This is a genomic window from Fulvivirga ligni (genome assembly GCF_021389935.1).
Taxonomy (GTDB): Bacteria; Bacteroidota; Bacteroidia; order Cytophagales; family Cyclobacteriaceae; genus Fulvivirga; species Fulvivirga ligni.
In genome coordinates, this window is sequence record NZ_CP089979.1 from 683,681 (window position 1) to 697,606 (window position 13,926).

Annotated in this window: 10 protein-coding genes; all 10 read right to left on the reverse strand. The window is 40.3% G+C overall.

What is annotated here, in order from left to right; genetic code table 11:
• Window positions 1-33 precede the first annotated feature (33 nt).
• The 10 genes from LVD16_RS03035 to LVD16_RS03080 all read right to left on the reverse strand — a co-directional run bounded on the left by LVD16_RS03035 (window position 34) and on the right by LVD16_RS03080 (window position 13,572).
• Window positions 34-1,479 carry a TolC family protein gene (locus LVD16_RS03035; RefSeq protein WP_233772112.1) on the reverse strand — a complete coding sequence of 482 codons (1,446 nt, stop codon included), beginning with the start codon at window positions 1,477-1,479 and terminating at the stop codon, window positions 34-36.
• The gene (locus LVD16_RS03040; RefSeq protein WP_233772113.1) at window positions 1,457-2,842 is read right to left on the reverse strand and encodes an HlyD family secretion protein; all 1,386 of its coding nucleotides are present in this window, start codon (window positions 2,840-2,842) and stop codon (window positions 1,457-1,459) included. Before LVD16_RS03040 ends, LVD16_RS03035 begins: the two co-directional genes overlap by 23 nt.
• The gene (locus LVD16_RS03045) at window positions 2,835-4,562 is read right to left on the reverse strand and encodes a peptidase domain-containing ABC transporter (protein ID WP_233772114.1); all 1,728 of its coding nucleotides are present in this window, start codon (window positions 4,560-4,562) and stop codon (window positions 2,835-2,837) included. The genes LVD16_RS03040 and LVD16_RS03045 overlap by 8 nt, the downstream gene beginning before the upstream one ends.
• Before the next feature lie 2 nt (window positions 4,563-4,564).
• Window positions 4,565-5,236: a TetR/AcrR family transcriptional regulator gene (locus LVD16_RS03050; protein ID WP_233772115.1), complete on the reverse strand. Its 672-nt coding sequence runs from the start codon at window positions 5,234-5,236 to the stop codon at window positions 4,565-4,567.
• 76 nt (window positions 5,237-5,312) lie between these two features.
• Window positions 5,313-5,681 carry a hypothetical protein gene (locus LVD16_RS03055; RefSeq protein WP_233772116.1) on the reverse strand — a complete coding sequence of 123 codons (369 nt, stop codon included), beginning with the start codon at window positions 5,679-5,681 and terminating at the stop codon, window positions 5,313-5,315.
• A 59-nt stretch (window positions 5,682-5,740) separates the two neighbouring features.
• Window positions 5,741-5,938, reverse strand: coding sequence for a hypothetical protein (locus tag LVD16_RS03060; protein WP_233772117.1), 198 nt, complete (start codon window positions 5,936-5,938; stop codon window positions 5,741-5,743).
• A gap of 92 nt (window positions 5,939-6,030) precedes the next feature.
• A complete protein-coding gene (locus LVD16_RS03065; RefSeq protein WP_233772118.1) occupies window positions 6,031-6,948 on the reverse strand; it encodes a PorP/SprF family type IX secretion system membrane protein in 918 nt (305 codons plus the stop codon).
• 4 nt (window positions 6,949-6,952) lie between these two features.
• Window positions 6,953-10,840, reverse strand: coding sequence for a BspA family leucine-rich repeat surface protein (locus LVD16_RS03070; protein WP_233774564.1), 3,888 nt, complete (start codon window positions 10,838-10,840; stop codon window positions 6,953-6,955).
• A 105-nt stretch (window positions 10,841-10,945) separates the two neighbouring features.
• Complete coding sequence (locus LVD16_RS03075) at window positions 10,946-11,644, reverse strand: LytR/AlgR family response regulator transcription factor (RefSeq protein WP_233772119.1); 699 nt, start codon at window positions 11,642-11,644, stop codon at window positions 10,946-10,948.
• 8 nt (window positions 11,645-11,652) lie between these two features.
• Window positions 11,653-13,572 carry a tetratricopeptide repeat-containing sensor histidine kinase gene (locus LVD16_RS03080; protein WP_233772120.1) on the reverse strand — a complete coding sequence of 640 codons (1,920 nt, stop codon included), beginning with the start codon at window positions 13,570-13,572 and terminating at the stop codon, window positions 11,653-11,655.
• Window positions 13,573-13,926 lie beyond the last annotated feature (354 nt).

Genomic DNA, 13,926 nt, shown 5'->3' on the forward strand with positions numbered 1-13,926 from the left:
AGAGGTTGCCGTAGTGGCAACCTCTTTTTTATTTTAATCGATCAATGCCAGTGCATATTCAGCCCCTAACTTGGCCTTGTGGTTTTTTGCCAGCAGCTCTATAAACTTAATTCTTGCGTTTATATAGCTTACTTCTCTATAGTTCACCAGGAAAAGAGAACTTTCACCTGAATTATACTTTTGCTTTTCTCCTAGGACCAATTGATTATAGTCTCTTACAGTACGCTCATAAATCTGAGTTTGTCCATAAACATTATCCCAGGTATTCAAAGCTGTATTTGCTTTATAAACTACCTGAGCTGACTTTTGAGTCAGAGACAACTCTGCCTCTCGTATTTTTAAACTGTTTAGCTGTAGAGCTCCCCTTTCTTTTCTTAAGAATAATGGAAATTCAAAATCAAGCCCCCATTTGTAATTATTCATATTATAAGATCCCATGAAGTCCTCGGTGGTAGACTTGGTAAGCGCATAATAATTAAGGTTCACCGTTGGCTTAAGGCTCTCTCTTTTAAGCCGTTGCTCAACCCCTAAATCCGCTATTTTAAACTCATACTGCCTCAGTTGCGGGTGCGTGTTTAGCAAGTTATCGAGTTGACTATAAAGGTTTTGATCCACTGGAATTGGAGCGAAATGATCCAGGCTCAGCGGTGTAGTGTTAGCATCAACTTCAAGTGGCACCACACCATCTGCCCACATGTAAATAGATAGCAAGGCGGATGAATTTTGATATTCTAACTTGGCCTGCTCATACGAAAGCTTCCTATTTTGAAGTTGAATACTGGCCTCAAGTGTATCAATAGCAGGCTTATCTCCATACCGAACACTTTCTTTTACTGCATTTAATCTTTCTGCTACAAGATCAACACCTTCTTCATATACCAGCATGGTATGATATGCCAGAAACCAATCTAAATAAGCTTTACCGGCCTCATAATTGAGCTCATTCAACATGATCTGCCTTTCTGCTTCAGTACTTTGCTGATAAATCTGGGCTTGCCTTAGCTCCGCTCTTCTTTTATCAATGAACAATCCTTTACCAATGGGTAAGGAAACGCCACCGTACAGTAGTCCGGCATCCGAAGTGCTGTTCTCAGGATTTAGATAATAGCCGTCATTCTCTTCATAACCCGCCTTAGCTTCAATACCAAACCAGGTAGGTACTTTCAGATACACATCTTTCAGACTGTAGTATTGAGTTTCCGAAAAGTATTTCTCTTTCCATTTCATATTAGCCTTTGGATCAAAGCCTCCTCTGGCTTGCGTGACCTGCGCCTTACCTTTGAGCAGTTGAAGCTCCGACTGTATAGCTATCGGGTGGTTCTCATTGACAATTTCCAAAAAAGCCTCTAAGGATAACTCTGACGACACAGAATCCTGTTGCGCCATTACCTGAAATGACAGCATTATTCCCAGTCCAACGAAGCATATATGTTTAATGAAACTTAAGTGCATTCTTCTATGATTTCTTTTTCTTCTCATCTTCTGGTGCTGTTTTCTGAGCATTGCCAGCTTTGCTGTTATTTGTCTTATAATAATCTGGAGGAAAGCCATTTATGTTTCTCCACAGCTCATACCAGATACTCACATTTTTCAGCAACACCATATTCCTGGTTCCGGCACCTACTCTAAGCGCATCTGGCCACTCATGATCATCAGGATCAGGAGCTACCAAAACTCTGTATTTTCCATTCGGGCTTATGAAGTTATCAATGGCATAAACATAGCCGCCGTAGGTACCGTAGCTGGTGTTTGGCCAACCCGAAAATACTACTGCAGGCCAGCCATCAAACTGTATCCTAACATGCTGCCCTTTATCTAGAAGGGGCAAATCCAAAGGTTTCACGTACATTTCTACTGCCAAACTATAGTTAGATGGCATAATACTTACTATGCTTTCACCTTCCTTAATGGTTTCTCCAAGACCTGTTTGTATTGCCTGAGTAACATACCCATTTTGAGGAGCCGTGATATAATACAGACCAGTTCTCACCGAGTAATTCATGTACTGATTTTGAAGCTTAGATACCGTGGTCTCAGCATCATACATGTTAGACATGGCTGAATATTTATCCGACTCAGCTTTGGCTATGCTCTCTCTATATTTTGTTCTGATTGAATTCAGCTCTACCTTGGCATTGATCACATCATTTTTGCTAGAGAGTAATTTGTTCTCGTAGGAAATCATTTCAGCTTGAGTCTTTTGTAAGGTAAGCTTTCTTTTTTCAAGATCAGTTAATGACTTTAACCCGCTTTCATAAAGTTTTTCCTGTCTCGCATACTGTTCCTGCGCTATATTGAAATTAGTTATAGATGCCTGATAACTAATGCTGTCACTGGTAACTTTAAGATGCGCCTGCTTCAACTTATTTTTAGCCTGTTCTAACTTCAAGTCACTAGTGGTGGCCAATGCATCGATCTGATTATCAAGTGCTTTCACCTTTTCCATGTAAGACTTCACCGCCAATTCTTTAGCTGTAAGCTGTTCTTTGGTTCTTGTAAGTAAGTTAGGATCGAAATAGTTATCCTTAATTTCAGAAATATAAAGAATGGTGTCCCCTTTCTCCACAAAATCACCTTCCTGCACATACCACTTTTCTATTCTACCAGCAATGATAGAATGTATGGTCTGTGGTCTTTGATCTGGGCGAAGTGCCGTTACATTACCTCTAGCTCCAATATTCTGAGTCCATGGTAAAAACATAATGATGAGCGCACCTATCAAGGTAAAAGTGATGATCCTAATCAATACCTTTCCAGAAGATTTCTTTTCTACCCGGTCCAGTGCTGAATACTTGCTTCGATTCACTCTATCACCTATACTATTCGTTGATATATTAAGCATGGCTGGTATTTTTTAGATTTAACTTTTCATTCAGATCATTATAAGGAGCCATTTCTTTTAGCTGGCCATTCTCCATATGGATCACTTTATCTGCCTTATTCACAAAGTAAAACTCAGAAGATACCGCTACCAAGGTCCAGGGATGCTCCGGTGAAGCCAGAAAATCGACAATCCTTCTGTACTCGGTTTCATCGAGGTGATTATAGAGGTCTTCCAACAGCAGTAACTTAGGGATGTCAGCTATACTCCTGGCTAAGAGCAACTTCTGAACAATACTATCCGGCAATTTCTTGCCTTGAGTATCTAAAAGTGTATCATAACCATTAGGCAAACCTTTGATAAAATCTTCTAAATGTAGATTTTTTATGGCCCATCTCACATTGGCCATGGTTACAGATTCCCGACCCATGGTGATATTTTCGAGTACTGTCCCTTCAAACAGTTGCTCCTGAGACAGATAATCGCCCATCACAGCTCTGAGGCAACTAATATTCAAATTTCCTTTTGGAAAACCATTGTAAGAAAGGCTTCCCTCAGGTAGGTCATACAAGCCCGCCATTATATAAAGTAAGGAGCGCTTACCAGAATTATTACTTCCCGAAATGACTACCTTTTCACCCGATTTAATACTTAAACTAATGTCCTTTAGCACATAACTGCTCTGCCCTGGAAAGGCGAACGAAGCATTCATTAAATCTAGGGATAGCCCTCCGTTAGACTCTTTGGCAATGTCTATTCCAGAAGTCTCCTCTAAACTAAGGTCTGTTACCTGAGCAATTTTCTCTAGCGATGTAAGTACATCATAAATGGTTTCCAAACTTCTGATCAGCTTTTCAACAGCTACCATTACCGTAAGGATAATAATCTCTGCCGCTATAAATTGGCCGATGTTCATCTGCTGCTCCATTACCAAAATACCACCAATGGCCAAAAGCCCCGTGGCTACCAGCACTTTGAAAACGACCATCAAAGAATACTGCTGAAGCAACACTTTAAAGTGGCTTTCTCTAGACTCCAAATATTTATCTACATGCTCATTAACCTTTTGCAATGGGAGATCTGTATTCCCTACAAGCTTGAAAGTCATGTTGGTTCTGGCCAATTCTTCTAACCAATAAGCTACTCTGTATTTATGCTTTGATTCGTTCAAGCTGGTGGTCATACCTTTTTGGCCTGTAAAGCGAATGATCACTATCACCAAAATGACCAGAATAACACTGAAAAAGATGAAGAATGAGTGGTAAAAAGAAAGTAGTAAAAGCCCGAATACCACATTTAATAAGGCCGCTGAAAAATCTATCAGTATTTTAGAAAGTCCTTTCTGTACAGAAATAATATCAAAAAAGCGGTTCATCAGTTCCGGAGCATAGTGCTTATAAAGTTGCTCCATTTTAGCTCTTGGCAATCTGTAAGCAAATTCAAAGGCAGCTCTTGAGAATATTTTCTGCTGTAGGTTCTCCGTTATTCTCAACTGATAAATTTGTAAAACCCCAGTTATGGCAATGCCCAGCACCACCAAAAATACCAAGACCACCCATGAGGTGCTGATTTGACCACCCTGAATGAAGTTAATAATGGCCTGAATACCCAGCGGTAAGGACAGGCTGATCAGTCCATTGAAAATGGAATAGATATATACGTTTCTGATCTCCTTTCCATCGGGTTTTAGGAGCCGCCAAAATCGCTGCGTAGGGGTTAGTGAATTATTAAATTCTTCCATAATTAAATTCCTAATGCTTTAAATGCCAAGTCTTTATAAAATTGAGTAATGCAGCTATTGTCGTTTATTCCATCAGTGAGGCGCGGTAGATGTTCCGCAAAATATCGCTGATGATGCCCACCTTCTATTATGGTAGACATGAGCATATGAGGGTATTGATAATCCGGGTTGATCTCCAAAATAATAGCGCTTACCCTGGCCACTAGTTGCTTATAGCCCTGGAACACGCCGGCTTTATTATCCTGATCTACTTCTTTGGTAAAGTAAGCCTTCACAGATTCATTAATTACAATCTGATATAGCAGCGTCTCATCGATATGGGAAATGCTTTCATCTTCTGTCACTTCTTCAGTGAGCACCTTAATCGCTTTCTCTAATCGATCTATGGGTGATGAAATGTTGGCTAAGCCAAATACTAATCTATACTCCATCCAAGCCCAATACCAGGCCGTTAAATAGAGTAGAAGTTTATGCTTACTTTCAAAGTATCGATAAATAGAGGCCTCCGTAGAGCCAATTTCCTTACCAAGTTTCCGAAATGTAAAGGCCTCAAAACCCAGCTGATTGATCATCTCAATACTGCCAGTAAGGATGCGTTTACCCAAATCACTGGATAAAGGATCCTTAATATAGGTATTATGATTACCCTGGATTACGAATTGTAAATCTTCCATACCAAAATGATAGTATTACTATTATTTTAGTATGTAACGCAAGCAGCTATAGGCTTTGTTTCACAAAAATGAAATTCTAATCGTATTTTAATCTCATATTAAAGATTACTCTGGAAAGAAGCGCATGGGTAAGCCGAAGTCTTTCTATAGCCTTATTTTGCAAGTACCATTTCGTCAAAATATATATTATCCAAGCCGGTAAGCACAAAACTATCAAAGAAATGAACATTAAAGGAGCCAGAAAGCCAAAAGCTCCAAAGCCAATCAATTCTTTGGGATCTTTAGTAAGCCATGAGTTCTTCACCAATCCAGGCCAATGATCAATTTCATGTTGAATACGTTGATCCTCAACATATGCATCCTGAAGATAAATGATCATTTCTTCTACCTGTTGAATGAGGTCTATATATGAGGCATCCAATTTCCCATCAATCTGCTTTTGCATCCTCATTTGCATATCTTCCAGATAGCTTATGGTTTTAAGATGTTCTATAGTAGCCTTTTTTATAACTCAGAATATTGATCTTTCTTCTTTCTTAAAGTGAGCACCATGGCTATTACAATACAAGTTTGCCCAAGAATACCAGTGATGGGTGAAAAACCAAAACCATTCATAATCCCTTGATAGAGATTCAAAATAATTAAGATGCTACTTGCTGATAGAACAATATACGGCCCTGCTTTCTTCCATTTATGCCACATGATACAACCCTTTTAATTCTTAAACTAAGATGAAGAAAATGAGGCATCTATGAAAAGAAAGCAGGAAAAAATTGCCGCTTTCGGGGTTTCTTTTAGAAGTATCTCTCTATGTCGTACTGATCTTTGGAAAGATTAAGCTCCACCATTAGAGATAGTTCATGTGTACCATAGTTATCTCTCACCAGCTTATTGGTTGAAAGCTCAAATGAATATCCAAAACGAAATTTTCTATTGATCTGAAGCTGGGTGTTCACCGCCACGCCGTTAAGATTTCTCAGTGTTACACCCGCCCAGATGGTGTTAGCAAATAGTGCATTCATGCTAATATCTGCAGAGAGTTGGGCGTTTGAAGTGTAGCGCACCAGAAATGTTGGCTTAAATAGTATTTCTGATACAGATTTTGATTTGATCACCCATCCGCCACTGAGGTAATAATGAGGTTTATAGCGGGTGCTGCTAGTCATGCCGTCGTTCACTTCTACATTTAAGATTCTGGGTACTGACAATCCTACGAAGAAATAATCTGTCATATAAAAAACACCTCCGCCAAAGTTAGCCTTGGTAAAGCGTTCATTATTCATGTCCAAACCGGTGTCATCCAGGTACTCCAGGTTCAGTTTTGAATAATCGTAATTATAATTGATCATGCCGCCTTGAACACCAAAGGCCAATGTTTTAGTACCGCTGAAAAGTTTGTACGAAAATTCCAATTGAGCTTCCGTATTGCTGTTTACTCCCAGTTGATCATTTACCACCAATAACCCTGTCCCGAAGTCATCACTCACCGAGCTGTGAAGAGATAACATGTTCGTTAATGGTGCTCCTTCTATGCCAGCCCACTGTTTACGGCTAATAATGTTCGCATTAAAATTATTATAAACCCCTGCATAGGCTGGGTTAATCATGAACTGATTAAAAGAATACAAATTATATAATGGATCTTGCTGGGCGTAAATTTTCCCTCCCACCAATGTTAGCAGGCTGATCACAGTAATTAATCTCAACTTCATCTTATTATCTTCTTAAAAGGAAAAAACCGTTATAAACCTTGGTGCCATCATTCACCGTGATGACATAGTAGTAGGTGCCATCTGCCAGCTCTTTGCCACCAGAAGTTACACCAGCAAAGTGATTGCTATCATTATCATAACTGGAGGTTTTATAGACTTCATCACCCCAACGGCTGTAGATATATACCTCATTATCAGGGTAAAACTGAATGTTTTTAATCTCTAGAAAGTCGTGCTTACCTATGCTGCCAGAGCTGTTGACTAAGGTAACTGCGTTAATCACCTCAATATCAGGGATATCTTCAAGGCCATTAGATGATAAGGTGGTAATAAAGGTTTGAGCATTTTCACCGCTAATGGTCATTTTGGCACTTTTTGGTCCTGCTGACGTTGGAGTAAACGCCACCCTTAACGTGATACTCTCCCCCGGATTAATAGGCCCTGGAATATCTCCGAGCAAGGCAAAATCATCTCCTTCAATGCTTATATCTGTAATATTCAGCACCGCACTACCTGTATTAGTAATCACCAGTTCCTGTACTTGCTCCTGACCTACAGGTACATCGTTAAAGATAATTGTTCCGCCATTTAGCTGAGGCTGACCTGCGATAATCAATTCTATTTCCGCGGCTACCACATTAATTTCAGCCATGTATTCAGGACTATAATCCACACCATCGCTAACCATAACCGGCACCAGAAGAAGACCCGTATAATCGGTATCGGGAGTCACGGTAATGCCATCAGTAGTATAATTCTCACCAGAATTGACAATCAATTGAAAATCATCCGGGAAGGTGTTGTCTGAGTCGGACACGGTGAAGTCATCGACAGACAGGGTAATCGGTGTATTTATGTCAGTAACCAAAGGCGATTGACCTGTAATTTCAGGACTATCATTCCCTGAAACAGTACCTGTTACTGTGAATACAAAATCTTCATCATTACTAATTACTGTCACTGTTTCTGTAAAGGTACCTTTGTCAGATGCCGTCAGTACGATATCAAAAGTCTGCTCCATACCATCAACTGGCACTATAATAGGCGTGCCAGTAGGCGCATTAAAGGCTGTACCTGTTACACTGATAAAAGAAATACTTAAGTCCGCATCACCAATGTTATTTACAGTAAATGTGCGTGTGATTGCCTCTCCAGGTGTAGTGGTTCCAAAATTCACGGTGCTACCATCTGCAAGTTGAGGGCTTGAGCTGTCGGGTCCGTTAAAAGCGATCAATTTCGGGGCTAACGGGCTGAGTACTTCAGCGCTAATAGGAAAATCAAAGCTGCCTTCGTCAGGATCATTGCTTGTTATGGTTACGGTACCTGAAAACACACCAATAGTGCTGCCATCTAAAACCACACTGAAGGAAGCCATATCACCTGAAGGTATGGCTACTGAATTTATGGGTATTGAAAATACTGATCCGGTAACATTTATATCAGAAATTGTAAGCGTAGCTGAACCCAGGTTTTCCACCAGGAAAGAGTAGGTTAAATCGGTGCCTTGTGGAGTTGTCCCCAAAAATATGGATGATGCCTGACCGTCAAAAATTTCCGGGTCAGCAGCACCTGATCCGTTGTGCACAACTAACTCCGGCTCTGGAGATGCTGTTATGGTACCTTGAATAGGAAAATCAAAGCTCGCCTCATCACTATCATCGCTGGCGATAGTTAAGGTTTCTGAAAATGCACCTGCGGTAGCTCCGCTTAACTCAACTGTAAATGTAGCAGTAGCATTGATGTTTAAAGATGTAGGAGGTGTACTGGTAATACTAAAAGCCGTACCGGAAATGGTTATCCCAGATATATTCAGAACCTCTGTTCCCTGATTTTGGATAGTAAAAGAACGGGTAACATTATTGCCAACTATATCATAACCGAAGTCAATAGCAGTAGACTGATCATCTAAAATCTGAGGGCCACTAGTATTTGCCCCATCATAAACTACAATTTCGCCTGAAGGGCAACTTTCACCAGCATCCGTGATAGTCCAACCATAATTGCTAATTAATTCACTACGAGCTGTTTGAGCTGTACAATAGAACAGTCCATCAGCTCCCAGGGAGAGGCCTGATGGTAATGAAGGATTACTATTCCAACCGATCAGGGTAAGATCATAATTCTCTACAGACAGGCCAGATTGGTTAAGCAAATTAATGATGTTAGTGGCATTGGGGAAGTTCCAGCCATCCAAGGGCTGATCAAATGCTGTGGCGTTGTAAAACATGCCTCCCATATTGACAGCGCTTGCCAAATCCCACTTAGAAATATCCTGGTTAAATGAGGTAGCATATTGAAACATGTTACCCAGAAACTGAGCTTTGCTTACGTCCCAATTACCTATATCTCTATTAAAATCGGTGAAGCTGAACATATTATAAAAGTCAATGACCTTTCCTGTGTTCCAGCCTCCAATGTCTTGATTAAATGCATAGGCCGCACTAAAGGCGCTTCTCATAGAAGTAACATTGGCGGTATTCCAATTATTTAGCGGCTGATTAAATGACGTAGCCCAGTTGAATAAGGACTCTATATTAGTGACTCCGCTTACATCCCAGTTATTCAATGGTTGGTTGAAATCAGCAGCAAAACTAAATACATAGGCCAGGCTGGTAACTTTGGTGATATTCCAGGCATTGATGTTTTGATTAAATCTTGCAGCATTTCTAAACATGCTGGTCATGTTGGTGACATTGCTAACATCCCAGTTGCTGATATTTCCATTAAACGCAGAGGCGGAGTTAAACATTGACTGCATGTTCGCCACCTTGCTTACATCCCAGTTATTGAGGTTCTGATTAAAGACCGTTGCGCCAGAAAACATTTGCCTCATGTTGGTCACACTACCAGTATTCCAGTTATTCAATGGCTGATTAAAAGCAATCGCGCCATTGAACATATCATACATGAACTGCACGTTGCTAACATTCCAGGCATTAATATTCTGATTAAAGGCCGGAGCTACGCTAAACATGGACCTCATATCTATCACACTCCCAGTGTCCCAGCCGCCAATGTCCTGGTTAAAGGCCTGAGCAAACTGAAACATCAATGACATATTCGTAACCTTGGACACATCCCAGGAGCCGATATCCTGATTAAACACGGAAGCCACCCTAAACATCTGCTCCATGTTGGTCACTCTGCCGGTGTTCCAACTGTCTATTTTCTGATCGAAAACTACAGCGTAACTAAACATAAAGCGCATGTTAGTAACATTGGCCGTGTTCCAAGCGCCAATATCGCGGTTAAAGACGGAGGCGCCTCGAAACATGTAAGACATGTCTGTTACGCTGCTTGTGATCCAGTTTCCAATGTTACCATTAAACGCACTGGCACCATCGAACATCATGCTCATGTCAGTAACATTAGAAGTATTCCAGCCATTGAAATTAGCATTTAACGAGGTTGCTCCTCGAAACATAGATGACAGATCTGTTACCTGACTCAGGTTGGGGCTATCGGAAGCATTTATGTTTAGGTTGGTACAGCCTCTAAATGCTGCCCGGAAAGATCGCCAGTTCATATTACCCCAGGCTTCCACAGTGAGAATTTTACGCCTGTCGCCTCCACCATTGAAGTAGATCTGAGGGAAAACACCAGAAATAGTAATGCGATAATTCCCTGGTTTTGGAAGGTCTAAAGTAACTGTGCCACCTACATCGGAAAGGGACCCGGTGTTACCCGGGTCTCCTATCTCTACCCAAACTAAGCTATAATCATAGCCCCCACCTGCGGTGGGTATTGTTATTTGATTATTAGCAGACGACCCCGGATTATCCGTTTGCCAGGTAGTAATAAACTCCTGCCCGTTTACCGGAACTCTGATAAGGATCAGCACCCCAACAATCAATATATTTTTAATCCACTGCTGTAGATTGGAAGATTTCATCTTAGCCACGCCCATAGAAAATTTAAATTGCGGCTACAATATGAAACAAATAGCAGTAGGTGTACAGTGCTTTTTAGTGAACAGCAGTATTTATTTAGTGATCAGCTACAAAACGTTGAGCTTAGACATAAATACGTTTTTGTAAGCCCGGCCTATAGGCAAATTGGTTTCCCCAAAAAAGACATAACCATCTGAAATTCTGGTGATATGAGACAAGTTGATGAGATATGATTTGTGTACTCTTTCAAAACCAAAGGGTACTAATTTGGCCTCAATGCTCTTTAATGTGTGGCTAATAATGTAAGAATGGTCTGTTGTAAATACCTTGGCATAATTATCAAAAGCCTCCACATAGCAAATATCTTCCGGGGAAATGGGCACCATGCCATCTTTGTCTTTTATAAAGAACTTTTCAGGTTTAGCCGTCTTATTTAACCCAATTTTATGAAAAGCCATCTCTACGTTGATCTGGATTTCCTTCTTATCAAAAGGCTTTAAAATATAACCATATGGGTTTGTTCGCTTGGCACGACTCAAGGTGCCATTATCATAATAAGAGGTGACAAAAATAAACGGCACCTGATGGCTGGTGTTGATTGTGTTAGCCAGCTGGATACCATCTTTATCGCCAGAGAGGTTTACATCTAACAGGGCCAGATCGAAGCTATTGTTACTGAGCTTGTCAAGGGCCTCGCTATATTGAAGGGCCACTTCAATATTATTGATACCCATATCATTTAAATGGAATTCTAAATCATCCGCAATGAGCGGCTCGTCTTCTACAATCAGTACTTTTCTATCCATGGCGCTGCTTATACCAACTTATATTTTTTTATAATCAACTGTGCCGTTGTGCCTGCGGTAAAATCAAAGTTCACATCAGCCTCTAGTTTTCTGGACAATGATCGGATCATGCGTAACCCGAAGGAATCTGACTTCTCCACTTCATTTTCCTTCCCTACACCATCATCCTTCACACTTAGCAGCAGATAGTTAGGCTCCTTTTTCAGGTTAATGCTCAAAGCTCCGTGCCTTTCTTCTGGAAAAGCATACTTAAAAGCATTACTAATTAACTCATTTAATATCAGACCGATAGGGATAATTGTATCCACGTCAATGGTCAGTGGGTCAATGTCATATGCCACATTTACCTTATCTTCATCTATACCGTAAGTGGCTTTTAAGGTAGCCGTTAGGTTCTCAATATATTCCTGCGCATCAATCCCGGTAATGTTGTCGTGCTGGTAAAGCCTTTGGTGAATTAAGGCCATTGATTTCACCCTGTTCTGACTGTCATTTACCACTCCCTTAGCATTTTCGTCCTCAATGAATCTGGTCTGCAAGCTGAGCAAGCTGGATATAATTTGTAAGTTGTTTTTTACTCTATGGTGAATTTCCTTTAGTAGCGTTTCCTTTTCCGATAATGATTTAGAAATGACCTTGTTAGCTTTAGACTTTGTTCTTAACAATAAGAATAACAATACTAGGCCCACTAAAACAATACAAGAAACCAAAATGAGAATATTGCGCTGATTAGCAGACTGTTGCTGTGCAATAATAGCTTCCTGGTTTTCTACTTTGAGCTGTGATATTTCTTTTTCCTTTTGCTCAGTATCATATTTTAGAGTCAGGTCCGTGATGGTCTTGTTCATCGATTCTGACATGAAGGAATCTCTTTCGGCAAAGGCTTGTCTTAAATTAACATAAGCCTTATTATATTGACTGTTTAATGCATAGATCTCAGCGGCCAATAAGCGGTTTTCTAAGCCTAATTCATTATTCTTTAATCCTTTATTTAATACATCTAGCTGATCACTATATTTAATAGCTTCGGCATACTTGCCTCTGTCTTTTAAGAACTGTGCCATAGACGTATAGCTGTGAGCTATGTTCAGCGTATCTTTTGACTCTTCAAAAAAGGTCAGTGCTTTAGTAACATAAAAAATGCTGCTATCAAGTTTGCCCAAACCCTGATATGAATTAGAAAGGTTAACATATGATTTGGCCAGATTTCGGTAAGAAGCATTCTCCTCCGCCATTCGGGCCAGTTTTAGATTGTAATAAGCACCCTTTTCGTATTCCTCCATGGTGTTATAGATGGAGCCCAGATTCAGGTAGATGGTTTCTAAATGATGTGGCAAATTCATTCTGTTAAACTCTTCCACCAACTCGTTATAAGCCTGGATTGATTTATCATAGAAGCCCTGTTTTTTATAAATGAGAGCAATATTGGTCTTAGTAACAGCAGCGCCGAACTCATCACTGGCCTGCTCTCTAACTTTCATGGCCTTAAGAAAAGTTTTTACGGCTTTGTCATAATCGCCCATGTCCATATACATAACACCCAGATTGTTCAGTGACGATGCCACCTTTGCTGTGTCCTTGATGTCTTCACGAATGTGAAGCGCTTTTTCATAGTAAAATCGGGCGCTGTCCCAGTTGTTTTTATAATGAAATGCTACGGCTACATCAGATACTGCCTGGGCCAGCCCTTTAGGCTTTGGTTCTTTGAGCTTGAGGTAAAGCTCATAACTAAGCTTGCCATAACGCAGTGAGCTGTCCAGATTTTGGGCAAACCATTCATAAGAAAGCTCATCTAAGATATAAGCTCGCTGAGCCGGCTCCAAGTCAGTTTTCAAGACATCTGACAGGCTGTCAATTTTGGCTGAATGCTGGGAAAAGCCTGATATTGAAAGCGTTAGACAAAAAAGTAAAGGCAATATGAATCTCATATCCAAATTAGGATTCGCTTAAAGTTTGGGTCAATTAATCGGCCAATATAATATTACAAATTAAAAATCCAGCGACAAGACAAGGAAATGTTAGGATTTTGCACAGATAAAAATGACGCCATCAAATTTAGGTCACAAGCTTTTGTCACTTATCATTGGGAACAATAAAGGGTTCAAGCGCCATTATAACTTCGGCCTTCAATTTACGCTTGGTGCTCACGTAGCTCTCAAGACTATAACAAATTTGGAAAAAGACAAAAATCATGAGAAAGAACCCAAGCCATGTATGCCACAGATATAGTCCTGAGATCAATAGGAAAAAGAATAGCGTTTGTAAAAACAAGATTCTCTTAT